Below are 26,931 nucleotides of genomic sequence, written 5' to 3'. Positions count from 1 at the left end.
CTTTGCTTGCGCAAATTCGCCCACCCGCCGGACCCGGGATGCGTCGCGCTCAGGCCGAGCAGGAGGCGCCGCCGAGGACGCAGAACTTGGCGCAATGCGGGTGGTTGAGGGAGACGTCCGCCTCGGCCTGCGCGAGCGTTTCGCCCATCTCGAATTGCGGGTCGTAGGGCAGGAGGGTGCAGGCCAGAACCGCGGGGGCTGCGGCTCCTTTGTGTTTGACCACCATGCGGGATGAAGAACACATCACCGCGTCGGGATGTTTGTTCAGGATGCCCCAGCAGGCGGTCGTGATTTCGGGCACTTCGACATTGGCGTCCATTTCGGGGAAGAGGACCGTCATGCCAGGGTCCTGGGCGTCGATGTCCCAGCCGTGTTTGGCAAAGAGCGCGGCATATCCGGCGCGTGCCTCATTTTCGTCTTCGGCCATTTCGATCCGGCCTGCGACAGCCAGTCGAGCCCCGATGGACGACAGCCAATCCACGCCGCGCAGGGTTTTGGCGAAGGTGCCGACACCGCGTTCCGTGTCGTGGACAGCGGCTGCGTGATGGTCGAGCGAGATGCGGAAGGTCAGTTTGTCACCATAGGTTTCGACCAAAGGCACGATGCCGGCCTTGACCTTTGGGCGCATCATTGGGGCCATGGCGTTTGTCAGGATCAGAACATCGTATCCGCGATCCAGCGACCATTCGACCATGTCGAGGAAGGCGGGGTTCATGAACGGTTCGCCACCGGTAAAGCCAATCTCACGCACGTTCCAATTGCGGTCTTCAAGCTGGTCGAGATAGCCGGAGACTTCATCGGCCGTCATGTATTCCAGCGCATCGTTGGTGGGCGAGCTTTCGATATAGCAGTTGGCACAGGCGATGTTGCACAGCGTGCCGGTGTTGAACCAAAGGGTTTCGGGATGGGTCAGCGCAACCGTTGCCCGCGCTTCGCCCTTGGCCGTCACATGGGGGTCCTGGAACTTGCCCAGATTTGCCAAGTCTTTCATATCGCCTGTTTCCGTCTTTTTCTGTGCGGTTCGAGCGTAGAGTTATGTCGTGCGGGGGCAAGGTGAAAGCGGACTGTGTCCCATTGACGGCTTTGTGATAGAAATATGTGACCGTGTGATGCAGGTGCAGCATCGGGCGTTGAGTATCTGTTTGAATCTGCTAGTGGTAGCGCAAACATTTTCTGGGCATGCAAGAGGGAGCCTTGCCATGGTATCGCGCGTTATCCCGGTCGATCCGTTTGATCTGGTGATCTTTGGCGGCACAGGGGACCTTGCACGCCGCAAGATTCTGCCGGGTCTGTTCCGCCGTTTTTGTGCAGGGCAAATGCCCAAGGGGGCCCGGGTGATCGGTGCCGCGCGCGGTGATATGGACAGTGCGGCCTATCGCGAGTTCGTGGCCGAGGCGATTGCAGAGTTTGGTGGGATCCACAGCTGTGAAGAGGGCACGCTGGCCGGTTTCCTGGAGCGGATGGAATTTGTCACGATTGACGCCCGAGGCGAAAAGGGCTGGGACGAGCTGGCGAAACTTGTCCGTCCGGATGTGGTGCGTGCGTATTACTTCTCTGTCGGTCCAAGCCTGTTTGCGGATCTGGCCCATCGGTTGAATGCGCATGGACTGACCGATGCGGACAGCCGGATCGTGGTGGAAAAACCTTTTGGCCGCGATCTGCCTTCGGCAAAGGCGCTGAACAAGGATCTGGCGATGCATTTCGACGAAAGCCAGATTTACCGGATCGATCACTATCTTGGCAAAGAGACGGTGCAGAACCTGATGGCGGTCCGCTTTGGCAACATGTTGTTCGAGCCGTTGTGGAACAGCCAGTATGTCGACCATATCCAGATCACCGTGGCCGAGACGGTCGGCGTGGGTGGTCGGGGTGAGTACTATGACAAGTCGGGCGCGATGCGGGACATGGTGCAGAACCACCTGATGCAGCTTTTGTGCCTGATTGCGATGGAACCACCATCCAAATTCGACCCAGACGCTGTGCGCGATGAAAAGTTGAAGGTGATCCGCGCGCTGGATGACGTCGAACCCTACCACATCGTACGCGGCCAATATGAAGCGTCCGAGAGCGAGCCCGGCTATCGCGAGGCGGTGGGGGACCCGCGCACGCGCACCGAAAGCTACATTGCCATGAAGGTTGGCATTTCCAATTGGCGGTGGGCGGGGACGCCGTTTTACCTGCGCACAGGCAAGATGCTGAAAGCCCGGTCCAGCGAGATCACCGTGGTGTTCAAGGAGTTGAATCACTCGATCTTTGGCGAACAGTCGGATCATCGTAACGTGTTGTCGATCCGGTTGCAGCCGAACGAAGGGATTACGCTGGGCGTCACAATCAAGGAACCCGGTCCCGGGGGCATGCGTCTGGTTGATGTGCCGCTGGATATGTCCTTTGCCGAGGCGTTGGGTGCGGATGGCGCGGATCAGACCGATGCCTATGAGCGTTTGATCATGGATGTGATCCGTGGCAACCAGACCCTGTTCATGCGTGGCGATGAGGTCGAGGCGGCTTGGGCCTGGACCGATCCGATCATAAATGGATGGGAAGCGCGTGGGGAAGTGCCGAAGACCTATGATGCGGGCAGCGAAGGGCCGGTGGATGCCGTGCAGCTTCTGGCCCGCGACACCAGAGTGTGGAGAAAGGTGGCCCCATGAATATCGTTGAGTATCCTGACCGTGATCTGCTGGCCATGGGACTGGCCGATGCGCTGGCGAGCGAGTTGAAGAACTGCCTGCTGGTGCATCCCTCAGCCTCTTTCGTTGTGCCGGGCGGGACAACGCCGGGTCCGATCTTTGACAGCCTGTGTGCGGCTGATCTGGACTGGTCGCGCGTCAATGTCATGCTGAGCGATGAGCGCTGGGTGCCGGAGGATCACGACAGGTCGAACGCGAAGCTGCTGAAGGATCGGTTGTTCCAGAGCCGTGCGGCGCAGGCCAAGTTCGTGCCGTTCTACAGGGACGGGCAAACGCCTGAACAGGCCTCTCCGGCTCTGTCCGAGCAATTGGCGGACCAGATGCCGATCTCGCTTTTGTTGCTGGGGATGGGGGCGGATATGCATACGGCGTCCCTTTTTCCGGGGGCTGTCGGGCTGGACACGATGCTGGCCGATAACGCGCCCTTGGTGGTGCCGGTGTCCGTGGCGGGGCAAGAGCCTCGGATCTCGTTTTCCGGTCCGGCCTTGGCGGGTGCAATGGCGAAGCATCTTGTGATCTACGGCTCAGAAAAGCGGGCGGCGTTGGAGCGCGCAGAGGGGCTTGATCCGGTTGAGGCGCCCATCAAAGCTGTTATGAGCGGCCTGACGGTGCACTGGGCGGAGTAAGAGACATGTGGAACGCTTTGAAGGCCAAGGCGGAGGCCGTGTCCGGCCGCGCCCTTCTGGACCTGTTCGATGATGCGCGTGCGGATGAGTTCGCGGTTCAGACGCAGCACATGCTGTTCGATTATTCCAAGACCAACATAGACACTGAAACACGTGATATGCTGCTGGACCTGGCCGAGACATCGGGCGTTGCGGCACGGCGTGATGCGATGTTCTCCGGTGAAAAGATCAACGAGACCGAGGGGCGGGCCGTTCTGCACACGGCCTTGCGCAATCTGGATGGTGGTCCGGTTCTGGTCGATGGAGAGGATGTCATGCCGGGCGTTCTGGAAACGCTTGGCCGGATGGACGCTTATGCAGGCGAGATCCGCGGCAGTGCCATCACCGATGTGATCAATATCGGGATCGGCGGGTCGGACCTTGGGCCTGCCATGGCTGTTCAGGCGCTGACGCCTTATCACGACGGGCCACGCTGCCATTTCGTGTCGAACGTGGATGGCGCGCACATTGCGGACACGCTGTGCGGGCTGGATGCGAAGACGACATTGGTGATCGTCGCGTCCAAGACATTCACCACGATCGAGACCATGACGAATGCGCGCACGGCGCGGGCGTGGATGCTGGATCATGGTGGCGATCCGGCGGCGCAATTTGCGGCCCTGTCGACCAACCTTGAGAAAACATCCGAGTTCGGGATTCCGGCGGAGCGTGTGTTTGGTTTCGAGGATTGGGTCGGGGGCCGCTATTCGATGTGGGGGCCGATTGGCCTGAGCCTGATGATGGCCATGGGGCCGGATGGGTTCCGTGCCTTCCTGCGCGGCGGACAGGATATGGACACGCATTTCAGGGCTGCTGAGGGCGTCGAAAACATGCCTTTGATGCTGGCCCTTGTGGGCATCTGGCATCGGCAGGTGCTGGGGCACGCGTCACGCGCCGTTCTGCCTTATGATCAGCGGCTGGGGCAGTTGCCTGCCTATTTCCAACAGCTTGAGATGGAATCGAACGGCAAGTCGGTGACGATGGATGGAGGTGCTGTTCCGGTTGAGAGTGGTCCCGTTGTCTGGGGTGCACCTGGCACGAACGGACAGCATGCGTTTTACCAGCTGATCCATCAGGGTACGTCAGTCATTCCCTGCGAGTTCATGGTGGCCTGTGCGGGGCATGAACCAGAGTTGCGCCATCATCATGACCTGCTGGTCGCCAATTGTTTGGCGCAGTCCGAGGCGTTGATGCGCGGGCGCACGCTGGATGAGGCGCGCGCGAAGATTGCCGGCAAGTTCGAGGGAGACGTGTTGGAGCGTCAGGCGGCGCATCGGGTTTTTGCCGGCAACCGGCCGTCTACCACGCTGATTTATCCCACGCTTGATCCGTTCACCCTGGGTCAGATCGTGGCGCTGTACGAGCATCGGGTGTTTGTCGAGGGCGTCATTCTGGGCATCAACTCTTACGACCAATGGGGTGTTGAGTTGGGCAAGGAACTTGCGACGGCGTTGCAGCCCATTGTCGAGGGGGCGGCGCCTGCAGATGGCAAGGACGGCTCCACCCAAGCGCTGGTCAAATATCTGCATGCGCACCGCTAAAAGCAGCCGTCGAATGGTCTGAACGGCGCCCCACGCGATCCATTTCTATGGAAACGGGGTGTTTTTTAGTTCAATTCAGGATTGTATCCTTGCGAAAAAACTGAGTTATTTGGCCTTTGGTGAGCGGTTATTCGCCCAAACTTGTGGCGGTCAGGAATGCCTGACCTGACCCGGTGCTGAGTCCGGATGTAATAATGTTGCGCAGGGCGCGCCGTATTTTGCGCTCTGTTTCTTTAACATGCACCGGAGGCCAATATTATGGCTGGCACACAACACGGGCTGACACGGCTCGATCAACTTTTCAAAACGTGTATTCATGGCAAGGGACCCTCAAGGCCCTTTGCGCAGACACTGGGGCGGGTCTTGCCCGCGAACCCCGTTCACATCAAGAACATCAACCATGCAGATGTCATTGCGGCGCTGGATGAGCTTGCCCAATCCATGGGTGTGACCGAGAACGAGGACGGACATGCGGATGCTGGCATGACCTTTCTTGGCCAATTCGTGGATCACGACATTACGCTGGATGCGACATCTGCCCTTGGCTCCCGTATCGATCCTTCGACCATCCCGAATGTGCGGACGCCGAGCCTTGATCTGGACTGTGTCTATGGTGCGGGGCCGGAGGCGTCACCGCATCTGTATGGTGAGGGCGAGGCAGAGCAGTTTCTTGTCTTTGGTCGCAAAGACAATCCGCGTGACCTGGCCCGGACCTGTGCGGGCAAGGCGCTGATTGGCGATCCGCGCAATGACGAGAACATCCTCGTGGCGCAGGTGCAGGCGATTTTCATCGAGCTGCACAACATCCTGATGAGCAAGCGGGTTGAAGATGGCGATGATGCGAAGGACATCAAGACCTGCGCCCATGAGGGCCTGCCCAAACATGTCTGGCATGATCATGTCAGCCCAAAGCTGACCAACTTTGAGGAGGTCCGTCGTTTCATCCGGCTGCATTACCAATGGATCGTGTGGTGCGAATTGCTGCCTGCCTTTGTCCAGCAGGAATGCCTGGATTGGGCGCTGGACAACCACGCCTTTGGATGGGATGCGCCGGTGATGCCGGTGGAGTTCACCGGGGCCGGGTATCGCTTTGGTCACGCCACCACCCAGTTCGAGTATGCGTTGACGGAAGGCGCCGATCCGAAGGGGCTGTTTGCAACCCTTGGCTTTGGCCGCAGGCCCACCAGCGGGAATATCGATTATGCCAAATTCTTTGGCATGAATGGGGCGGTCGCCTCGCAAAAGGCGCGGCCGGTGGGGCCGAAACTGGGTATGCCGCTTTTGAACCTGCCCTTTGTCCATGCGCCGATTGAACTGGCGGATATCGAGGAAACGCTGACCTTGGATCAGTCCCGCAACCTGGCCCTGCGCAACATGGTGCGCGACCGCTATACCTATCAGTTGGCCAGCGGTCAGCATATGGCGGCGCATCTGGGCACGCATGCCATCGATCCGCCCGCGATCCTCAAGGCCAAGGGCATCACCAAGACGCCGCTGTGGTTCTATTGCCTGCAAGAGGCAAAGGAGAAGGGTGATGGCAAGCTGACCGGGGCCGGGGGCCGTCTGGTGGCGTCGGTCTTTGCCAACCTGCTCAAGCGTGACCCGACCACGTTCCTGCATGTGCCGCATTTCAAGCCGTGGCATGGGTTCAAGGGGCAGCCGAGTGTGTTGGCCGGTATGATCGCCTATGTCGAGGCGCATCGCGGTCACATTCAGCACGCCAAGGCGCTGCAATGCGGCTGATCTGAGCCTGAGGCGTTCGAACGAGGGGCTGGCCGGTGGCTGGCCCCTTGTCTTTGCGTCATCCCGTGCACGCCGCGCTTGCATGGGCCGCCGCCCCTTGGCAGGGTTGACCCAAGGGAGGAACGCGCGGGGCCGGGGAGGGCCGTGCAGGCAAGGCGTTGCTCTGACAGGAAAATACGGGAGGCGCCGATGCTTGGCCAAATGATGAACTACCCCCTGACCATTTCTTCGCTGGTCGATCACGCGGCGCGGTATCATGGTGAGACAGCCATTACGTCTGTGAACACTGGTGGCGGCGTGGAAGAGACGACATGGGGGCAGGTTGGGGCCAATGCCCATCGGCTGGGCGATGCGCTGCTCAAGCTGGGTCTGGAGCCGCATGCCCGCTGCGCCACTATTGCGTGGAACAACCGGCGGCACCTTGAGATTTACTTTGGTGTCTCAGGCGCCGGTCTGGTCTGCCACACGATCAATCCGCGCCTGTTTCCCGAACAGCTGATCTATATCATCAACCATGCCGAGGACCGGGTGCTGTTTATCGACCGCACCTTTGTCCCGCTTGTGAAAGCCATCCGCGACAAGATACCGGGTGTGAAACATGTGGTGCTGATGGAAGGCCGCGACGAGGCGGCCGCGGCGGAGATCGAGGGGCTGGAGTTCTATGACGAGTTGATCGCCACCGGATCACCTGATTTCGCGTGGCCGGAATTCGACGAGAATACCGCGTCGTCGCTTTGCTATACGTCGGGAACGACGGGGAACCCGAAGGGTGTTCTGTATTCCCACCGGTCCACCGTGCTGCATGCCTTTGCGTCGAACACGCCTGATTGCATTGGCTTTTCGGCCCGCGACGTTGTGCTGCCCGTGGTGCCGATGTTCCATGTGAACGCGTGGGGCACACCCTATGCCTGTGCGCAGGTGGGCGCGCGGATGGTGTTGCCGGGCCCGGGACTGGATGGTCCGTCGCTGGTCAAGCTGATCGATGGATGCAAGGTGTCTATTGCCCTGGGTGTGCCGACGATTTGGCTGGGGCTTTTGGGTGAGGCTGAGAAATCCGGGTCGCAACTGACGTCGCTCAAACGGACCGTGGTTGGTGGGTCGGCCTGTCCGCCATCGATGATTGCCGCCTTCCGCGAGACATATGAGGTGGAGCTGATCCACGCCTGGGGCATGACAGAGATGTCGCCGCTTGGGTCGTCCAACCAGCCGTTGGCCAAACACGCCGACTTGCCGATCGAGGCGCAACACAAGCTGCGCGAGAACCAGGGCCGTCCGCCGTGGGGTGTCGAGCTGGAAATCATGGATGATGACGGCAACCCATTGTCCCATGACGGAGAGGCACAGGGCGCGCTGATGGTGCGGGGGCACTGGATCCTGGACAGCTATTTCCAGAAGACCGTAGACGAAACACTGACCGGCGGTTGGTTTGACACCGGTGATGTGGCGACGCTGGACCCGGATGGGTATTTGTCGATCAAGGACCGGTCCAAGGATATCATCAAGTCGGGGGGCGAGTGGATTTCGTCCGTGGATCTGGAAAACATTGCCATCGCGCATCCGGCGCTGGCCGATGCGGCCGTGATTGGGGCGCGGCATGAGAAGTGGGACGAGCGGCCTGTTCTGATCGCCGTTGTGGCTGAGGGGCAGGCGCCCAGTGAAGCTGAGATCTTGGCTGTTTTCGAAGGCAAGATCGCCAAGTGGCAGGTGCCGGACAAGGTGGTGTTCACCGACGTGCTGCCGCGCAATGCGACCGGCAAGGTGCTCAAGCGGAACCTGCGGGAGGAATTTGGCGAGGTCTTGATCGGCTAGAGGCCGTATCGGTCAGCGATTGCGCCGGGTCCAACCCGTCTTGGTCATGGCACCGTTTTCGAAATGCTGATAGTCTCGGTCGAGCGCCACGCCGTATTGGTCGATGCTGACCGTGCCTTTCTCAAACAAAGTGCCTGGTGATACCCGGTCTTCATGCTTGGTGTAGTGCCTGGTGCCGCCTTTAAATGTGACGGTAGAGACAACATTGCGCCTGCCATAGCGGGAATGGGATTCTGTTTACTGACAGGTGCCCGGCGTCATGCTGCAATCATGTGGGGTGAAGGTGACCGTGCCGCTCGGGACGCGTGCCTTGACCGTGTTGCCGGCACGGTCCGACCAGGAGGTGACCTTGACGGGCTGGCCCTGGCTGGCGTCGCGGGTGTAGCGGAATTTGAAGAGTGGGCCGTTCTGGCCCAGGTACTTGACCGTGGCATTGCCGTTGTCCGCGTGCCACGTGAACGTTGCGCCCTTGGGAAGGGCACCCATGTCGTAGGCTGGTTGCGCAATGACGGGGTGCGCAAGGAGCGCGCTGATTGCCAACGTGGCAAAGCAGAAGCGACGATGCATGGGATCAGTCCTTGAGGTGGATCTGGCGGGCTGGGCCGCGATACTTTTGTGTCAGTTTTTCATCAACTTCCGTGCCGTCCTTGAGGTGGATCAGGATGCCTTTGCCGTTTGAAGCGCCGCGCATTGCCTTGATCTGGTCTTCGGACCGTGTGGTGCGTTGCGACATGCGCAGGCTCCAGTCATGGAGATGCGTGAGCAGGCGGGCTTCGATGGCAACGTGGGTGTCGGTCTTGGCAAGGTCGATCAACTCGTCCGGATCCGTTTCGAGATCGAACAGCATGTTGCGCAGACCGGGGGCCGCGCAGTGCATCAGCTTGTACCGCCCGTCGAACACCATGAAGAGGCGGCAGTCGCGCGGCTCCAGCCCCAACTTCACCGCGACGGGTTGAGCCGAGAAGTCGTATTCGGAAATCACGTAGTCGCGCCAGTCGGGCGTCTCACCTTGCAGCCACGGCAGCAGGCTGCGTCCTTCGATGATGTGGTCGGGCACGGTGCCACCTGCGGCCTCAACGAAGGTGGCGGCGAGGTCGATGGATTCGACCAGTGCATCGCATGTGGTGCCGCGGGTGCGGTTTGCAGCCTCGCGCGGGTCATAGATGATCATGGGCACCTTGGCGGAAGGGTCGTGGAACAGGTTTTTCTCGCCCAGCCAGTGATCGCCCAGATAGTCGCCGTGGTCCGAGGTCAGCACGATCATGGTGCTGTCCATCTGGCCCGTCGCTTCCAGATGATCGAGCAGGCGGCCCAACTGGTCGTCGCATTGCTTGATCAGGCCCATATAGGCGGGGATCACCTTGGCCCGCACCTCTTCATCCTGAAAGGCGCGCCCTACGGGGCCGTTCATGAAGGTGTCAAAGACCGGGTGCGCATTGATCCGTTCGCCGTCGGCGCGGGTGGCGGCGGGCACGTGGTTGGGGCCATACATGTCGTGGTAGGATGCGGGAACGATGTAGGGCCAGTGCGGTTTGATGTAGCTAAGATGCGCGCACCATGGGCCGGTCGCCTGATCGATGAAACGGATCGCTTCCGAGGTGAGCCACGGTGTTTCGCTGTCCTCCTCGCGGATGTTGGCGGGCAGGTCGGTGTTGTCGAAGAACCAGCCGGATGCGATTTGTCCGTCCTTAACACCGGCGTTAGCGTAGTCGGCCCATGGGTTGCTGCCGTCATACCCTTTTGACTTGAGGTATTCGTTGTAAGGGCTTCGTCTTTCGTCATAAAACCCGTCTGGCCCTTCGGCCCAGAGCCCGTCATCACGCACCCATGGATCGAACCCGCATTCCGAGGTGCGCACGCCGATCACGCTTTCTGCGTCCAACCCCAGCCGTTCCATCCCTTCGGCATCGACCGTCATATGCGTCTTGCCGATCAAGTGGCAGGACATGCCGATCTTGCGCAGGTGATCCCCCAACGTGTGTTCGCCCACACGCAAGGGAAACCCATTCCAGTGGGCGCCGTGAGATGCAGCGTAGCGTCCGGTATAGAAACACATCCGCGATCCGCCGCAGATCGGGGATTGGACATAGGCGTTGGTGAAACGCACGCCCATCGCCGCCACACGGTCGAAATTCGGCGTATGCAGATGCGGATGCCCGGCACAGCTGAGGTAGTCGAACCGCAGCTGGTCATACATCACAAACAGAATGTTCAAAGTGGATCAGTCCCCGAGGCTTTGCAGCCGCTCCCGTACGGCCATGACCGAAGAGTAGGTGGAGACGGAGTAGGGCACAAGGAAGGTCAGCGCGCATTTCAGCCACGCACTGGCGTCCATCTGGCCCGCAGCCATCCGATCGCCGTGGTTGATCACCGCGATGACGATGCCGACGACAAGAGCAATCTTGGTCGCGCGCCTCATCACCGTGCGGTCGGTTGCGATTTGCCATGTTTTGACGTGTGGCACGGTGCACATCTCCTTTTGGGCAAAAGTGGACCAAACGGTTCCTAAATCAAGGCCACACCTGCATGCGCACGCGATAGTGATCTGTAGCGGTGGCAGGCGGGTCGACCGCCTGCCATCTCTTTCAACCTTGGTGGTACAGGACGGCGGCATTTGTCCCGCCGTTCTGACCCGCAGCTATCGCGATGTTCAAATGCGCCATCGCCTCAAGGTGCTGGCTGATCTGCAACGGGCCGGTCACCACCGGGGTGAGCCCCATGCGCGCAGTCAGCGATTTGACAGTGTCCACGGCGTCTGCGTCATTTTCCGCGATGAAAGCCGTCGCGGCCCTGCCATCCCGGTTCAAGCCTCACTTTGTCATGATGTCCGCGAAGATGGTGTTGAAGGCTTTGACCACCCGCGCCTGAGGCAGCCAATCCGGCACATTTTCACCCGCCGAGGTGGACTCGCGAAGCTGCAGCGGGCTCCAGTCATCATTTAGCGGATTGGTCGCATCAACAACGATCTTGTTGCCAATAGCAGCTGCGAGTGGGACCAGCGTGTCCCGCGCTGCGGTATAGGGCATGGCGAGGATCACCATGTCGCTGTCTGCACGGGCACTTACCAGACTGACCTGTTCTTTGACCGGGGTACGACTGCCCAGCAAAACGGTATGTTCGGCTTTGACCCCGAGCTTTGCCAAGGTCTGCCCATCGCGGCAGTTCTTTGCCTGATTGGCAGAGAAATGGACCTTGTTGGCGATTGTTGCCCTTGCCGATGGGCCTGAACGCTTTTGCGCTCTACGGCGGCGTTTGGATGGTGTGACGCAGAAAATGCTGACCCAAACTTTGCGCAAATTGGAAGCCGACGGCCTGGTCCATCGGGAGCCGTTCGACGAAATGCCGCTGCGCGTTGAGTATAGCCTGACAGACCGCGGTGCGGACCTGTTACCCCATATCCGGGCACTCAAGGTATGGGCGGAAGTCAACTATCCTGAAGGGTAAGGTTGTGGAGCGGGTAACGGGAATCGAACCCGTAACTAAAGCTTGGGAAGCTGCCGTGATACCTTTTCACCATACCCGCGCTCGGGGCTTGGGATAGGCGTGGGGGCGGCTGGCGTCAAGCGGGTTTGCGTGCGCTGTAGATGTGGATGCAGGCCGGAATGCGCAGCCCGTCATCGGTGTCGAATTGCGCGATGGCGTCGGCCACGGCGGATTGCACCTGTTGGGCGGTTTCGGCGTCCACGCCGTGGTGGCGCACGGCCGCTTCTGCCGGTCCGATCTGCATCATCAACGCCGCGGTCTTGGCCACATCGCCCCCTGATGTCAGGTCGACCGACACCGTTTCAACGTCCGTGCTATTCAGCCCGGCCTGCGCCATTTGCACCAGTATCCGCGTGCTGTCCTCGAACGCGAACGGGCCGGGCAGCGTGCGGTCCGTCTTGGGCATAGGGCCCAGCACGCTGGCGGCTGCCTTTGCGGGCACCATGAAATAGGGGTTCTGCGGCGCGGGTCCCCATGCCGCGAAGGTCATACGCCCACCCGGCGCAAGGGCCGTGTTCAGGTTGGAGAGTGCCGCCACCGTGTCGTTAAAGAACATGACGCCAAAGCGGGAGATCATCGCGTCGAAAGACGTGTCGAACCGGTGTGTCTGAGCGTCCGCTTTCAAAAGCGCCGCGTTCGTCATGTCCGGCAGCAGTGCCGCGGCCAGATCCAGCATCGTTTCCGAGATATCAAGCCCGGTCACATGGCCCTGGCCGCCCACCGCCCGTGCAGCGGCCACGACACTGACGCCCGTACCGCAGCCGATATCCAGCACCCGGTCACCGGGCCGAAGGGCGGCTTGGTCCAGGACCAGATCGAGCACTGGGGCCAGAAGCGTATCCATCTGCATCTGCTGCGTGACCCATTTCGGACCGGCGGCATCGGTCCAGAACTCTTCCTGCTCCGCATTGCTCATGCGCGTCTCCGGCGACGGCGCCCACCACCTTCGCTGTCGCCGCCGGTGTTGAAGCTGACATTTGGCAGGTCGACGATCCCGTTCAGGATCGGGAATGGATCGGCAGAGTTGGGGATGGCGGAGGCGTTTACGAAATGCTCCTGGAAGCGCGGTTCGATGGCGGTTTCGACTTTGTGGATACGGCGGACCGTCTCTTCGATCTCGCCCCGGGCGTCGCGGTTCAGGAGCGCGATGCGCGCGCCGGTTCCGGCGGCGTTGCCCGCCGAGGTCACCTTGTCCAGCGGGGCGTCGGGGATCATGCCCAGCACCATGGCGTGTTTGGACGAGATATGCGCGCCGAATGCACCTGCCAGCACGACCCGGTCGACCTGATCCACGCCAAACTTGTCCATCAGCAGGCGCGCGCCAGAATAAAGCGCGGCCTTCGCCATCTGGATGGCGCGGATGTCAGGGTTGGTGACGGTGATCTTTGGCCCGCCGATGGCGGTGCCGTCATGCAGGACATAGGCTTGGGTGCGCCCGTCGGGCACGCAGCGATCCGACCCGGTCTGCGCCGCGCTGCCGATCAGGCCCGAGGCGTCGAGCAGTCCGGCCAGCCGCATTTCGGCAATGGCTTCGATGATGCCAGAGCCGCAGATGCCGGTGATCCCGGTGCCCGCGGCGGCAGCCTCGAACCCGTCTTCGTCGGACCACAGGTCAACCCCGATGATGCGAAAGCGCGGTTCCTTGGTGACCGGATCAATCTCGACCCGTTCAATTGCGCCGGGGGCGGCGCGCTGGCCTGCGCTGATCTGCGCCCCTTCAAAGGCGGGTCCGGTGGGGGAGGAGCAGGCGAGTACCTTGTCCCTGTTCCCGAGCAGGATTTCGGCGTTGGTGCCGACATCAACCACGAGGACCAGATCGTCGGACTTGTCCGGTGCCTCGCTGAGGGCCACGGCAGCGGCATCTGCGCCCACATGGCCCGCGATACAGGGCAGCAGGTAAATCCGCGCGGAGGGGTGGATGTTCAGGTCAAGGTCATCGGCCCGCAGGCGCAGCGCGTTCGATGTGGCAAGGGCAAAGGGGGCCTGACCCAGCTCGAACGGATCGATGCCCAGCAACAGGTGGTGCATGACCGGGTTGCAGACAAAGACGGCGTCCACGATCAGGCCCTTGTCAATCTCGGCCTCGGTCGCGATCTGGGTGAAAAGGGCGTTCATCCCCTCGCGCACGGCTGCCGTCATTTCACCCGCGCCGCCGGTGTTCATCATGCCGTAGCTGACGCGGCTCATCAGATCCTCACCAAACCGGATCTGCGGGTTCATGATACCCGAGGAGGCCACGACCTCTCCGCTTGTCAGATCACACAAGTGCGCGGCGATGGTGGTGGACCCCAGATCGACAGCAAGGCCATAGACCGCGCCTTCGTAATAGCCGGGCCATATATGCATGATCCGCGGCGCGTTTTCGTCATCGCCGAGGTGGATGGCGACGGTGACTTTCCACGCGCCCTTGCGCAGCACCGGTTGCAGGTCCTGAAGGATGTGCAGATCGGCGTGGATGTTCTTGATGCCCCAATCGGCCTCGATGGCGCCGACCAGCCGCTCCAGATCGCCCGAGGGGTCGTGCATGTCTGGTTCGGCCACCTCGACATAGTAAAGCTTGGTCGAGGGGTTCATGACGATGTCGCGCGCCTCGGCCCGTTTGCGCACCACCTGTTTGTGCACCTGGCTTTCCGGGGGCACGTCAATGACCACGTCGCCCTGCACCGTGGCCTGACATCCCAGGCGGCGGCCATCGATCAACCCGCGCTTGGATTTGTAACGCTCTTCGACCTTGTTCCATTCCGACAGGGCATCGTCGGCCACGGTCACACCGTGCTTGGGAAACTCGCCATAGCTCGGCGTGATCTGGCACTTGGAACAAATCCCGCGCCCACCGCAGACGGAATCAAGATCCACACCAAGCTGGCGGGCGGCAGTCAGTATCGGGGTGCCGACAGGAAAACGCCCGCGCTTGCCGGACGGGGTAAATACGACGAGTGGATCAGTGCTCATGAGCGCCTCGGTGATCTTGCCTGCCCCTACAATAGTCGGGCCACGGGCAGGGGAAAGGTGTCAAACGACATAGGGCGTCACACACACGTCAGTTTTCGATCCTCTTCATCTTGCCAGATAAACTTCGGGGGGCCCGAAGGGCGGGGGCTGGCCCCCTCCGAACTATCCGCCAGCGCGGGCGTGAAAGATGAAGCCCAGCAGGTTCATCAATACCTGTGCCGCCAGAATGGCCGTTGAGCCCGTTGGGTCGTAGTCGGGTGCCACTTCAACCAGATCAATGCCCACGATGTCGTGCCGTTTCGCCGCCGCTTGTAGCATCTCCAGCACGTCATAGTACAAAAACCCGCCATGGCTTGGCGTGCCAGTGCCGGGCGCAATCGAGGGGCAGAATGCGTCGATGTCGATGGTGACGTAGAGCCGCGCGCCCTCGGGGATGCGGTCAATCACTGTTTTGGGCCCAAGCGCGCGCGCCTGACGGACCGACAGGATGTCCGAGCCCATCGCGCGCGCATCATCGTAGCCTTCCTTGGCGGTCGAGCTGACATTGCGGATGCCGACCTGCGTCAGCCCGGTCACATAGTCACACTCTGCCGCGCGTCGCATGGGGTTGCCGTGGCCATGCCGCACACCGTGCCGTTCGTCGACAAAGTCCAGATGCGCATCGATCTGGAGGATATGGATGTCGCCTTGCCCGTCAAAGGCGCGGATGCAGGGGATGTTCACCGAATGATCACCGCCAATGGTGACGGGCAGGGCACCTGCGGCCAAAGCGGCCCGCACACCGGCTTCAATGTTGGCATGGGACCCTTCGGTGTCGGTGTGGATGATGTCTGCGTCGCCCATATCCACGATCCGCACGGTTTCGGGCAGGTAGGTCGCGTCGTCCTCGTGATCGTAGGCCCCGGCATGGCCAAAGCTGAACAGCGTGGACGCCTCGCGCACCGCCCGCGGGCCGAACCGGGCGCCCGAACGCCATTGCGTCCCGGCGTCAAAGGGCGCGCCCAGGATTGCCACATCCGCATTGAGCGCTGTCCAATCCTCGGCATAGGGGCGTTTGCCGAAGGTCGATATGCCGACAAATGGCAGGTTCAGGCGGCCTGTATCATATGTATTTGTCATGGGGCTGGACCATGCCCGCGCTTTCGGTGCCGCTGCAAGCCCCGTTCTGCACGCAGGTGAGGCCGGGCCGATCCGGTTCGTCACCGGGTGTTTTGACGTTCCATACCAAACCAAAGGTCTCGAGCGTGGAGATAAGCCAAAACCCCGGGTCGATCTGACCTTTTTCGACGCCGAGGCGGGCGGAATAAGGGAAAGCGTGGTGATTGCCGTGCCAATTCTCTCCAAAGGTCACAAGGCCCCAGCCGGGTACGTTGAAACCCTGTACCGGCAGTCCTGCAACGACCCAACCCTGGTGTCCGCGCCGATGGGCGACATGGCCGATCCACCAATGGCCAACGAGAGAGGCAACAATACGCAGGCTGACGCCCCACAGCACCCAGGCCCATCCCCCAAAGGCAAAGAGCAATAGAGCGATAGGCAGGTTCTGCAGCCACCACATGCGCTCCATCCAGACATAGACGGGATCTTGGGCCACGCGCTGCTCGAGCACAAAGCGTGGGGGGCAGGCGAGGTCATAGCGACAGCAAAGTTGCCACCATGCGTCTTTCAGAAATCCGGCGCGATGCGCTGGATGTGCCGGACATGTGCGCTGACGTTGATGCCAGTCACGCATGTCGTGAGTCCGGATCATACCGATCGGACCGGCCATCCCGACACATGTGCCCAGCCAGACCAAAATGTATTCGATCAGACGATGCGTCTCGAAGCTGCGGTGGATCAGCAAACGGTGCATGCCCACGGAGTGGCCCGCGCAGACGGTGAGTGCGGTCAGCAGCAGAAAGACCACTGCCGCGTCCCACTGCGGAAACACCAGAATACCCACTATCCCCAAGACGCCATGGCCGGTGATCCACAGGGTTTTCGGTAGGTCAGTGCGGATCGTTCCACGCATGTTGCACGTGCCCGGCTCCGAGACGATGCGCTCGGTATCGCAAAGGTTGGGCATGTGGGACAGTTTTTCAGTGTGCATGAAGGGCAGCGTGGCGCGTTGAAATCTTGCGCGCAATAGGGCTTCCCATTTTTGCAGGTCCATGAAATAGGGAGGCGTCAAACGAACCCTCCCAAGGAGACCCCCATGGAGATTCGCGAGGCGCTCACCTTCGATGATGTTCTTCTGGTTCCGGCCGCGTCCAGCGTGCTGCCCACGACCGCTGACACCCGCACGCGGGTCACCCGCAGCATTGATCTGAATATCCCGCTGCTCAGCTCGGCCATGGATACAGTGACCGAGGGGCGCATGGCCATCGCCATGGCGCAGGCTGGCGGCATGGGGGTCGTGCACCGCAATCTGGATATCGCGGCACAGGCACAGGAGGTCCGCCGGGTGAAGCGGTTCGAAAGCGGGATCGTCTATAACCCCATCACGCTCAATGCCAATCAGACCCTCGCTGACGCGCGCGAGTTGTCCGAACGCTATGGGTTCTCCGGCTTCCCCGTTGTGGATGAAAATCGGCGCGTTGTCGGGATCGTAACCAATCGCGACATGCGCTTTGCCGAGAATGACAAGACGCCTGTATCGGTCATGATGACCACGAAAGATCTTGCCATCCTGCACGAACCTGCGGACCGGGACGAGGCGATCAGCCTGATGAAGGCGCGGCGGATCGAAAAGCTGCTGGTGACAGATGCTGAGGGCAAGCTGACGGGTCTGTTGACCCTCAAGGACACCGAAAAGGCCGTGTTGAACCCGACCGCCTGCAAGGACGATTTGGGGCGTTTGCGTGTGGCGGCGGCTTCGACCGTTGGGGACGCTGGCTTTGAACGGTCGCAAGCCCTGGTCGATGCCGGTGTCGACATGATCGTGATCGACACAGCCCACGGGCATTCCGAAGGTGTTGCCGAGGCGGTGCGCCGGGCCAAGAAACTGTCGAACGAGGTGCAGATTGTTGCGGGCAACGTTGCTACCGGTGAGGCCACACGCGCTTTGATCGACGCGGGCGCGGATGCCGTGAAAGTGGGTATCGGCCCCGGGTCGATCTGCACCACGCGGATGGTGGCGGGCGTGGGTGTACCCCAGCTGACCGCTATTATGGATTGTGCTGCTGCGGCGGGCGATGTGCCGGTTATTGCGGATGGCGGAATCAAGTTCTCAGGCGATTTCGCCAAGGCCATCGCGGCGGGCGCATCCTGCGCAATGGTGGGCAGCATGATCGCGGGGACAGACGAATCTCCTGGTGAGGTCATTCTGTACCAGGGCCGCAGCTTCAAATCCTATCGCGGCATGGGCAGCCTTGGCGCGATGGCGCGCGGGTCTGCCGACCGGTATTTCCAGAAGGACGCGGCCAGTGACAAGCTGGTGCCCGAAGGGATCGAGGGGCAGGTGCCCTACAAGGGGTCGGCGGGTGCCGTCATCCACCAGTTGGTGGGTGGTTTGAGGGCTGCAATGGGCTACACCGGTTGCGCGACCGTCGATGAGATGCGGAAAAACTGCAACTTCGTGAAGATCACTGGCGCGGGCCTTAAGGAAAGCCATGTGCATGACGTACAGATCACGCGCGAGTCGCCGAACTATCGGGCTATGTGAGAAAACAAGGTGTTACGGTGTGAACTTCACGTGAGTTTGGCGCAATGACACCCGGTGCACGCGTCGCTGCGGCCATCGAAGTACTTGACGCCATCGACGCTGGACAACCGGCCGAAAAGGCACTGACCCGCTGGGCACGTGCCAGTCGGTTTGCCGGTTCCAAGGATCGTGCGGCCATCCGTGATCACGTTTTTGATGTGCTGCGACACTGGCGTAGCGATACTGCGCGCGGTGGCGCGGACAGCGGGCGCGCACGCATGATTGGGCGATTGCGCGACCAAGGCATTGACCCTGACACATTGTTTGATGGTCGAGGGTATGCGCCCGCACCTTTGTCTGATTTGGAGCGTGAAAGAAGCAAACCGCTTGATCCTCAGGGTGTCGCTTGGGATCTACCGGATTGGCTGGTTCCAATCTTTGAAAACAGTCTTGGAGACGAGGCCGAACAGACCGCACGCGCCTTGACTGGACGTGCGCCCGTAACCCTCAGGGCCAACATGTCCAAATCCAGCGTTGCCGACGCTCAATTGGCGTTGAAAGAGGACGGTATTGAAACCATTGCCAATCCGCGTGCGGCAACGGCACTGACGGTCACCGAAGGCGCGCGCCGTGTTCGGCACGCGCTGGCCTACGTAAACGGTCTTGTCGAGGTGCAGGATGCGTCAAGCCAGGCTGCCGTTGCTGGTCTTGGCGCTCCCGGAAAGGCGCTGGACATGTGCGCCGGCGGTGGTGGCAAGGCGTTGGCTATGGCTGCGCTTGGCTGGTCTGTAACTGCCAGTGATGTTGATGCGTCCCGGATGAGCGACCTGCCTGCACGGGCTGCGCGCGGGGGGCATGATATCAAGATTTTTCCGTCCGGAGGTCTGGCATCCAGTCCGCCGTTTGATCTGGTGTTTGTCGACGCCCCTTGCTCGGGGTCTGGGACATGGCGGCGCGCGCCTGATGCGAAATGGGCACTGACCCAGGACCGTCTGGATGATCTGACACGTATTCAAAGCGAGATACTGGCCCAAGCTGCAGCGCTTGTCGTGCCGGGTGGAACGCTTCTGTATGCAACCTGTTCCGTGTTGCGTGAGGAAAACGAAGAGCAGGTGCAAAGCTTCGCCGATGGGGCCGCAGACTTCAGCATAGATGCGACACAGCGTTGGGCTGTTGACGAGTGGGGCGATGGTTTCTTCGCTACCCACTTGACACGCGCTGGTTGAGAAGGGCTTACTCAACCTCAGGTTTATCGTGCTGGGATGTTTCGCCTTTGGCGTCACCTTCTGGATGCGCAGAAACGGACAGGGCTTAAGAGGCAGTTAACCGTTTTGGTCGCAGAAAGGCACAACGAATCGAGAGAGACGAGGTGCCTGGTGCCCGACAGTGTGGGATCGCCATTCAATTTGACACGGCCCGACAAGGACGGCTCGCATCGGGCCATCAGCCTTCTGGGCGCGGCTGTATTGCTTGGCGTGATGGGCGTTCTTGCACCCGATCGTTTGATACAGATGGGCCTGTTGGCGGCTTCGCTGGCCGTAATGGGCCTTGGCTTTGCAGTCACGTTGCAGGCCCGAAAATCCCGATCGCGCCACGAAAGCACGATATCTTCCATCGCCGCCTTTATTGAAAAAGACGCGTCGCCCAGCTTTGTGTGCACAAGTGACGGCGAGGTGTTGCAAGCCAATGCGGCGGCGCGACAGACCTATGCCACTCGTAAGGGTGAGACGATGGCAGGCACGTTGCGCAATACCTTTGCGAACCCGGGTGGCATTTTGTTCCGGCTGAGGAAGCAGGCCGAGATTGATGGGGCGGCACGCGAGGATATCGTGACACGCAAAGGGCACATGCGCCTTGCTGTACACGAAATGGAAGACGACACGCTGCTTTGGCGGCTTGAGGCTGCGCCGGATACAGGACAAGGGCGTGGTGCCGACGGCCCTGGTTTGCCGATGCTGATGGTCGGTCGCACAGGTGCCGTTCTCTATATGAACGAAAGTGCCCGCAAACTTGTCGGTGGGCGGGTCAAAACACTTGAAGCCGTTTTTGAACAGGTTCCAGTGAAATTGGGATCCGTGAACCCTTTGACGACGCCGGATGGTCCGGTTGACGTTCTTGTCACGCAGGTCGATGCGGGTGCGGGGCGCCGGGCCTATTATCTTCTGCCGCCGCCAACCGAAGGCGACGATGAGAAATCGGGCAGTTGGGCATCGCTTGAGGATTTGCCCGTGCCGCTGGTCCGGTTTTCGCCCGCCGGTGATGTGCGTGGCTTTAATCGCTGCGCATCCGAGTTGATTGGAGACGCGCTGGCCGAAGGCAAAAACATTTCGGATTTGATGGCTGGCCTGGGGCGTCCGATCAGCGATTGGCTCGAAGAAACGGTGTCGGGGCGGGCGGTTCAGCAATCGGAATTCCTGAGGTTAACGCGTTCGGACAAGGAAATGTTTGTTCAGGTCGCGCTCAATCGGATGAATGAAGATGGTGAAGTGTCCGTAATCGCTGTCCTTGCTGATGCGACCGAACTCAAGACACTTGAAGCGCAGTTCGTGCAGAGCCAGAAAATGCAGGCAATTGGTCAGCTGGCGGGCGGTGTTGCCCATGATTTCAACAATCTGCTCACCGCGATTTCGGGCCATTGTGATCTGCTGTTGCTGCGTCATGACCAAGGCGACCCGGACTATAGCGACCTTGTGCAGATCAATCAGAATGCCAATCGCGCCGCTGCTCTTGTGGGCCAGTTGCTTGCGTTCTCTCGCAAGCAAACGCTGCGCCCGGAAGAGTTGGACCTGCGCGACACGATGTCGGACCTCACACATCTGCTGAACCGTTTGGTGGGCGAAAAGGTCACGTTGAACCTATCCCACGATCCAGTTTTGAAGCCCATCCGCGCCGACAAGCGACAATTGGAGCAGGTTTTGATGAACCTCGTCGTCAACGCGCGTGACGCCATGCCGGATGGCGGCGAAATACAGATCGAGACCGAGTGTATGACCTTGTCCGAACCACTGGAACGCGATCGGGTGAGTGTACCCGTTGGCGATTATGTGTGTCTGCGCGTCGTTGATCAGGGCGTCGGCATCTCTGCCGACAAGCTACAAAAAGTGTTCGAACCGTTCTACACAACAAAGAAAACCGGGGAGGGCACCGGCTTGGGTCTTTCCACCGCCTACGGGATCGTAAAGCAGACAGGCGGGTTCATCTTTGTCGACAGCACGCCGGGGCAGGGCACGTGCTTTTCAATCATGTTCCCGGTCCTTGAAGTGACAACGACGAAAGCGCCAGCTGCGAAGGTGCCAACGCAAATGGCAGAGCCGAAACATGGCGATGGGGTGATTTTGCTGGTTGAGGATGAGGCACCGGTCCGCGCTTTCGCCAGTCGCGCCTTGCGGCTGCGCGGGTATACGGTGCTTGAGGCCGACTCGGCCGAGGCAGCCCTCAAGACATTGGAGGATGCGTCTCTGAACGTTGATCTTTTTGTGACGGATGTCGTCATGCCCGGAAAAGATGGCCCTTCCTGGGTAAGAGAAGCGCTTCAGGAACGTCCGGATGTGCGCGTCGTCTTTGTCTCGGGTTACGCCGAAGATCGTCTGACGGATCAGCAGCGGGAGATTCCAAATTCGGTTTTCCTGCCGAAACCGTTTTCACTGAACGATCTCGCAGAGACGGTACACCAGCAGCTGCATTGAACGCGTCAGGTTGTCGGAATGCCCTCATAAAGGGCGAACTCTTCGGCAAATTTTCGGCGAAACCGTTTTTCCACGTCAGGTGACAACTCCAGCGCGCGTGCGGGCGAGACATTTTCCTGCCCCAACTCAAAAGTCACGCCAAGCCGTTCCGTCAGGAACGTTTGCAATCGCTGTTGGTCCTCGTATCTAAACAGATGTGTTACACCTGTTCCGTTCGGCTGGCGTTCAAGAAATTTGTATTGGCTTCCGACGTCTGCGAACGGTGGTTTGTTGCCCTTCATGTAGGCGAGCACAAAGTCGTCAAAGCTGATGTCGTGGGTGGCATTTGGTTTGCCTGCCATAAACGGACGTTGCCGATATCTCCACCAACTGCCCAACCAACTTATCGGGTCTCGCATAACGGCCATGACATCCAGGTCGACATCGCAGACATTTAGAAACATGGGGCGGATGAATCGGTTGTAACGGTAAACCGGCGCATGTTTCAGCGCGGGAGGCTCGGAAATGACCATGTCCGCATGCGACGCCAGCGCGGTTTCATAGGCCGACGTGCCCGTTTTGGGCACGGCCAGAAACGCCAGCTTTGCCTTGTAAAACACCAGCATTTCCTGCCCCGTTCTGCTTTTCTTCATCTTTGCCTTGGCGCGTAAACTACTCCTTAACCCGTGTTGGCAAAAGGTAGTTAAGTAGAAATTTATTGAAATGTTCCCGATTTGATCTCATAAGGAACACAAGGAGAACATCGAAGCAGCCTCGGCAGTGATTGCCGCCCCCCGGCGGGTATGACACAAAGGACCAAAGCAATGGCAACGGCAGACCTTTTGACAATGACAGACAAGAAATCGGCAGACAAACAAAAGGCGCTCGACAGCGCACTGGCCCAGATCGAACGTCAGTTCGGCAAGGGATCGATCATGAAGCTGGGTGACGAGAACGCCATTCAGGACATCAAGGCCAGCTCGACCGGCTCGCTTGGCCTCGACATCGCGCTTGGCATAGGCGGCTTGCCCATGGGGCGCATCGTCGAGATCTATGGCCCTGAATCGTCAGGTAAAACCACGCTGACCCTGCATTGCGTGGCTGAACAGCAAAAACAGGGCGGTGTCTGTGCCTTTGTCGATGCCGAACACGCGCTGGACCCGCAATATGCCAAGAAACTGGGCGTAAACATTGATGAGCTGCTGATCTCGCAGCCGGACACCGGTGAACAAGCGCTTGAGATCACTGATACGCTGGTGCGTTCCGGCGCCGTGAACATGGTGGTTGTTGATTCTGTTGCTGCTCTGACGCCGAAGTCAGAACTCGAGGGCGACATGGGTGACAGCAGCGTCGGCGTGCAAGCCCGCCTGATGAGCCAGGCGATGCGCAAGCTGACCGGGTCGATCAGCCGTTCCAACTGCATGGTGATCTTCATCAACCAGATCCGCATGAAAATCGGCGTCATGTTCGGCTCGCCCGAAACGACGACGGGCGGCAATGCGTTGAAATTCTACTCCTCCGTCCGGCTCGATATCCGTCGTATCGGCGCGCTTAAGGATCGTGATGAGGTTGTCGGCAACGCGACGCGCGTCAAGGTTGTTAAGAACAAGGTGGCACCGCCCTTCAAGCAGGTGGAATTCGACATCATGTATGGCGAAGGCATCTCGAAAATGGGCGAACTGCTCGACCTTGGAGTAAAGGCTGGCGTGGTCGAGAAATCGGGCTCCTGGTTCAGCTATGGGGATGAGCGGATCGGGCAGGGGCGTGAGAACGCCAAGACCTTCCTGAAGGAAAACGGTCGCATCGCCTATGACATCGAAGACAAAATCCGAGCGGCGCATGGGCTCGACTTCGATATGCCCAAGCATGAGCAGGTCGAGGACGACGATATCCTCGAGGCCTGATCGGTCGGGCACAGGGGGCCGGGCCCAGAACGTCCCCGGCGCTCCAGACGTGGTGCGGACAATATCCGGAACGGGGTGTCGCGACGGCGGCGCCCCGTTTCGTTTGTGGACACTGTCCGCCCTCGGGGCTATGTCAGGGCAACTGATCTGACGCCCCGGGACCATGCCCATGCCATCGCTCAATGACATCCGTTCGACCTTTCTGAATTACTTTGAAAAACAAGGGCATGCCGTTGTGCCGTCCAGCCCGCTGGTGCCGCGCAACGATCCTACGTTGATGTTCGTGAACTCGGGCATGGTGCAGTTCAAGAACCTGTTCACCGGGCTTGAGCGTCGCGACTATACTAGGGCAACAACAGCGCAGAAATGTGTGCGCGCCGGGGGCAAACACAATGACCTCGACAATGTGGGTTACACCGCCCGCCACCACACGTTCTTCGAGATGCTGGGGAACTTCAGTTTCGGCGATTATTTCAAGCACGAAGCGATCCCGTTCGCATGGAACCTGATCACCGGTGAGTTCGGAATTCCCAAGGATCGCCTTTATGTCACCGTGTATCACACCGATGATGAAGCGTTTGAGATCTGGAAGAAGGTTGGCGTGCCCGAGGACCGGATCATCCGCATCGCGACCTCCGACAACTTCTGGCAGATGGGGCCGACCGGTCCCTGCGGTCCGTGTACCGAGATTTTCTATGATCACGGCGACCACATCTGGGGCGGCCCGCCCGGCAGCCCGGAGGAGGATGGCGACCGCTTTATCGAGATCTGGAACATCGTTTTCATGCAGAACGAGCAGTTCGAAGATGGGTCTATGATCGATCTGGAGATGCAGTCCATCGATACCGGTATGGGGCTGGAGCGCATTGGGGCGTTGCTTCAAGGCAGCCACGACAACTACGACACGGACCTGTTCAAGTCGCTGATCGAAGCCTCCGCAGATGTGACGGGCGTTGATCCCTATGGCGACCAGAACGTGCATCATCGGGTGATTGCAGATCACTTGCGCTCGACCTCGTTCCTGATTGCGGATGGCGTGATGCCGTCGAATGACGGGCGCGGATACGTGCTGCGTCGGATCATGCGCCGCGCGATGCGGCATGCGCACCTTTTGGGGGCCAAGGACCCGGTCATGTACCGGCTGGTGCCTGCGTTGGTGCAGCAGATGGGCGCGGCCTACCCGGAATTGGGGCAGGCGCAGGCGTTGATCACGGAAACGCTTCAAGCCGAGGAAACCCGGTTCAAGCAAACACTCGACCGAGGGCTGAAGCTGCTGGATGATGAGGTCGCCGGGCTGGCCGATGATGCTGATCTGCCCGGAGCCGCAGCGTTCAAACTCTATGACACCTATGGTTTCCCGCTTGATCTGACGCAGGATGCCTTGCGTGAAAAGGGGCGTGGGGTGGACACGGAAGGCTTTGATGCCGCCATGGCCGAGCAAAAGGCCAAGGCCCGTGCTGCGTGGTCGGGATCTGGCGAAGCTGCGGATGCGACCGTCTGGTTCGATTTGGCAGATAGTCACGCCGCCACCGATTTCTTGGGCTATGACACCGAAATCGCTGAAGGGGTGGTGCTTGCCATTGTCAGCGAGGGTGCTGACGTCCCATCACTGGATGTCGATGGAGGCGGTGCCTGGGTCGTCTTCAATCAGACCCCGTTTTACGCGGAATCGGGTGGGCAGGTTGCCGACCATGGGCATGTGCGGATTGTCGAAGGAAGTCAGGAAGAATACGAGACTCGATTTTCCGGACATTTAAGCGACGTGCAAAAGCGGGCTGGCGGGCTTTATGCTCACTACGTCACGGTGGACAGCGGTCAACTGGCTGTTGGTGATCCCGTTCGGCTTGAGGTTGATCACGCGCGGCGCACGACAATCCGTGCAAACCACTCGGCCACGCACCTGCTGCATGAAGCGCTCCGGAATGCGCTTGGGGATCACGTGGCGCAGCGCGGCTCGCTCAATGCGCCGGATCGCCTGCGTTTCGACTTTAGCCACGGCAAGGCGATGAGCCTTGAAGAATTGAACACGGTCGAGGCTGAGGTAAACGCCTATATCCGCCAGAACGCACCGGTCGAGACCCGGATCATGACGCCCGATGATGCGCGTGACCTGGGAGCGCAAGCGCTGTTCGGCGAAAAATACGGTGATGAGGTGCGTGTGGTGTCCATGGGCACCGAAGCCGGATCGGGCAAAGGCATCAGCGGCGATACCTATTCGCTTGAATTGTGCGGTGGCACGCATGTGCGCCAAACGGGCGATATCGGGGCTTTCGTCACGTTGGGTGACAGCGCGTCCAGCGCCGGTGTGCGCCGGATCGAGGCGCTGACGGGGCAGGCCGCGATGAAACACTTGCGTGATCAAGAAGGTCTCTTGGCTCGAACGGCCACCGAACTGAAAGCGCAGGCCCAGGATGTGCCGGCCCGCGTCAAGGCGCTCATGGACGAACGCAAGGCGCTGGCCGCCGAAGTGGCGCAGCTGCGCCGTGATCTCGCGATGGCGGGTGGCGGGCAAGCCGCGCCCGAAGCTGAGGATGTGAACGGAACACCGTTCCTCGCGCAGGTGCTGAGCGGTGTGACAGGCCGTGATCTGCCTGCGCTGATTGACGAGCACAAAAGCCGCATGGGAACCGGCGCGATCCTTTTGATCGCGGATGCAGATGGCAAAGTGGCCGTGGCTGCGGGTGTCACGCAGGACAAGACTGACAGCGTGAACGCCGTGGATCTGGTCAAGGCTGCTGTGGTGGAGCTGGGTGGCAAGGGCGGTGGTGGTCGCCCGGACATGGCCCAGGGCGGGGCCAAGGATGCAGCAAATGCCGACGCGGCCATCGCAGCTGCCAAGGCGGTCATGGGAGGATAA

General features: G+C 60.3%; 22 protein-coding genes and 1 tRNA gene. 11 read left to right on the top strand and 12 right to left on the bottom strand.

Features of this window, described 5'->3' with window-relative positions; translation table 11 throughout:
• Positions 1-49 precede the first annotated feature (49 nt).
• Positions 50-991 (bottom strand): radical SAM protein, encoded by a 942-nt coding sequence (locus tag AC53L6_RS09820; protein ID WP_496907722.1) that lies wholly within the window; start codon positions 989-991, stop codon positions 50-52.
• A gap of 208 nt (positions 992-1,199) precedes the next feature.
• On the opposite strand from AC53L6_RS09820, the gene zwf reads away from it, so the two are divergent.
• The 5 genes from zwf to AC53L6_RS09795 all read left to right on the top strand — a co-directional run bounded on the left by zwf (position 1,200) and on the right by AC53L6_RS09795 (position 8,448).
• Complete coding sequence (gene zwf, locus AC53L6_RS09815) at positions 1,200-2,651, top strand: glucose-6-phosphate dehydrogenase (RefSeq protein WP_496907721.1); 1,452 nt, start codon at positions 1,200-1,202, stop codon at positions 2,649-2,651.
• On the top strand, positions 2,648-3,316 hold the full coding sequence (pgl, locus tag AC53L6_RS09810) for a 6-phosphogluconolactonase (RefSeq protein ID WP_299596816.1): 669 nt from the start codon (positions 2,648-2,650) through the stop codon (positions 3,314-3,316). The genes zwf and pgl overlap by 4 nt, the downstream gene beginning before the upstream one ends.
• A gap of 5 nt (positions 3,317-3,321) precedes the next feature.
• Positions 3,322-4,896 (top strand): glucose-6-phosphate isomerase, encoded by a 1,575-nt coding sequence (gene pgi / locus AC53L6_RS09805; RefSeq protein WP_496907720.1) that lies wholly within the window; start codon positions 3,322-3,324, stop codon positions 4,894-4,896.
• Positions 4,897-5,259: 363 nt separating this feature from the next.
• On the top strand, positions 5,260-6,639 hold the full coding sequence (locus AC53L6_RS09800) for a peroxidase family protein (protein WP_496907719.1): 1,380 nt from the start codon (positions 5,260-5,262) through the stop codon (positions 6,637-6,639).
• A 189-nt stretch (positions 6,640-6,828) separates the two neighbouring features.
• Positions 6,829-8,448 carry a long-chain fatty acid--CoA ligase gene (locus AC53L6_RS09795; RefSeq protein ID WP_496907718.1) on the top strand — a complete coding sequence of 540 codons (1,620 nt, stop codon included), beginning with the start codon at positions 6,829-6,831 and terminating at the stop codon, positions 8,446-8,448.
• 237 nt (positions 8,449-8,685) lie between these two features.
• Here the strand turns inward: AC53L6_RS09795 and AC53L6_RS09790 are convergent, their stop codons facing one another.
• The 5 genes from AC53L6_RS09790 to AC53L6_RS09770 all read right to left on the bottom strand — a co-directional run bounded on the left by AC53L6_RS09790 (position 8,686) and on the right by AC53L6_RS09770 (position 11,591).
• Positions 8,686-9,015 (bottom strand): hypothetical protein, encoded by a 330-nt coding sequence (locus AC53L6_RS09790; RefSeq protein WP_496907717.1) that lies wholly within the window; start codon positions 9,013-9,015, stop codon positions 8,686-8,688.
• 4 nt (positions 9,016-9,019) lie between these two features.
• On the bottom strand, positions 9,020-10,663 hold the full coding sequence (locus tag AC53L6_RS09785; RefSeq protein ID WP_496907716.1) for a sulfatase-like hydrolase/transferase: 1,644 nt from the start codon (positions 10,661-10,663) through the stop codon (positions 9,020-9,022).
• A gap of 6 nt (positions 10,664-10,669) precedes the next feature.
• The gene (gene nrtS / locus AC53L6_RS09780) at positions 10,670-10,912 is read right to left on the bottom strand and encodes a nitrate/nitrite transporter NrtS (RefSeq protein WP_496907715.1); all 243 of its coding nucleotides are present in this window, start codon (positions 10,910-10,912) and stop codon (positions 10,670-10,672) included.
• A 121-nt stretch (positions 10,913-11,033) separates the two neighbouring features.
• The gene (locus AC53L6_RS09775; protein ID WP_496907714.1) at positions 11,034-11,198 is read right to left on the bottom strand and encodes a hypothetical protein; all 165 of its coding nucleotides are present in this window, start codon (positions 11,196-11,198) and stop codon (positions 11,034-11,036) included.
• A 60-nt stretch (positions 11,199-11,258) separates the two neighbouring features.
• Positions 11,259-11,591, bottom strand: coding sequence for an NADPH-dependent F420 reductase (locus AC53L6_RS09770; protein ID WP_496907713.1), 333 nt, complete (start codon positions 11,589-11,591; stop codon positions 11,259-11,261).
• 31 nt (positions 11,592-11,622) lie between these two features.
• On the opposite strand from AC53L6_RS09770, the gene AC53L6_RS09765 reads away from it, so the two are divergent.
• A complete protein-coding gene (locus tag AC53L6_RS09765; RefSeq protein ID WP_496907712.1) occupies positions 11,623-11,892 on the top strand; it encodes a winged helix-turn-helix transcriptional regulator in 270 nt (89 codons plus the stop codon).
• A 5-nt stretch (positions 11,893-11,897) separates the two neighbouring features.
• On the opposite strand, the gene AC53L6_RS09760 is transcribed toward AC53L6_RS09765, so the two are convergent.
• The 5 genes from AC53L6_RS09760 to AC53L6_RS09740 form a co-directional block, all read right to left on the bottom strand.
• Positions 11,898-11,971: transfer RNA gene (locus AC53L6_RS09760), tRNA-Gly, on the bottom strand.
• A 36-nt stretch (positions 11,972-12,007) separates the two neighbouring features.
• The gene (locus AC53L6_RS09755) at positions 12,008-12,847 is read right to left on the bottom strand and encodes a class I SAM-dependent methyltransferase (RefSeq protein WP_496907711.1); all 840 of its coding nucleotides are present in this window, start codon (positions 12,845-12,847) and stop codon (positions 12,008-12,010) included.
• Entirely contained in the window at positions 12,844-14,883 is a 2,040-nt protein-coding gene (locus AC53L6_RS09750; RefSeq protein WP_299699685.1) for an ASKHA domain-containing protein, read from the bottom strand. The genes AC53L6_RS09755 and AC53L6_RS09750 overlap by 4 nt, the downstream gene beginning before the upstream one ends.
• A 162-nt stretch (positions 14,884-15,045) precedes the next feature.
• The gene (gene speB / locus AC53L6_RS09745) at positions 15,046-16,002 is read right to left on the bottom strand and encodes an agmatinase (RefSeq protein WP_496907710.1); all 957 of its coding nucleotides are present in this window, start codon (positions 16,000-16,002) and stop codon (positions 15,046-15,048) included.
• Entirely contained in the window at positions 15,986-16,972 is a 987-nt protein-coding gene (locus tag AC53L6_RS09740) for an acyl-CoA desaturase (RefSeq protein ID WP_496907709.1), read from the bottom strand. Before AC53L6_RS09740 ends, speB begins: the two co-directional genes overlap by 17 nt.
• 105 nt (positions 16,973-17,077) lie before the next feature.
• Between AC53L6_RS09740 and guaB the strand changes: the two genes are divergently transcribed.
• The 3 genes from guaB (at position 17,078) to AC53L6_RS09725 (ending at position 22,191) form a co-directional block, all read left to right on the top strand.
• The gene (gene guaB, locus AC53L6_RS09735) at positions 17,078-18,526 is read left to right on the top strand and encodes an IMP dehydrogenase (RefSeq protein WP_496907708.1); all 1,449 of its coding nucleotides are present in this window, start codon (positions 17,078-17,080) and stop codon (positions 18,524-18,526) included.
• A 44-nt stretch (positions 18,527-18,570) separates the two neighbouring features.
• Entirely contained in the window at positions 18,571-19,731 is a 1,161-nt protein-coding gene (locus AC53L6_RS09730; protein WP_496907707.1) for an RsmB/NOP family class I SAM-dependent RNA methyltransferase, read from the top strand.
• 252 nt (positions 19,732-19,983) lie between these two features.
• Positions 19,984-22,191 (top strand): ATP-binding protein, encoded by a 2,208-nt coding sequence (locus AC53L6_RS09725; protein WP_496908072.1) that lies wholly within the window; start codon positions 19,984-19,986, stop codon positions 22,189-22,191.
• Positions 22,192-22,196: 5 nt separating this feature from the next.
• Here AC53L6_RS09725 and AC53L6_RS09720 read toward each other — a convergent pair whose 3' ends face one another.
• On the bottom strand, positions 22,197-22,796 hold the full coding sequence (locus tag AC53L6_RS09720) for a gamma-glutamyl kinase (protein ID WP_496908071.1): 600 nt from the start codon (positions 22,794-22,796) through the stop codon (positions 22,197-22,199).
• 198 nt (positions 22,797-22,994) lie between these two features.
• On the opposite strand from AC53L6_RS09720, the gene recA reads away from it, so the two are divergent.
• Both recA and alaS read left to right on the top strand, forming a co-directional pair.
• Positions 22,995-24,074 carry a recombinase RecA gene (recA, locus tag AC53L6_RS09715; protein WP_299198488.1) on the top strand — a complete coding sequence of 360 codons (1,080 nt, stop codon included), beginning with the start codon at positions 22,995-22,997 and terminating at the stop codon, positions 24,072-24,074.
• A 169-nt stretch (positions 24,075-24,243) separates the two neighbouring features.
• Complete coding sequence (alaS, locus tag AC53L6_RS09710; protein ID WP_496907706.1) at positions 24,244-26,931, top strand: alanine--tRNA ligase; 2,688 nt, start codon at positions 24,244-24,246, stop codon at positions 26,929-26,931.

It is taken from the genome of Tateyamaria sp. LSS28, from assembly GCF_059611725.1.
Note: the sequence above shows the minus strand (reverse complement) of the source record. Positions and strands in the feature narration are given on the sequence as shown.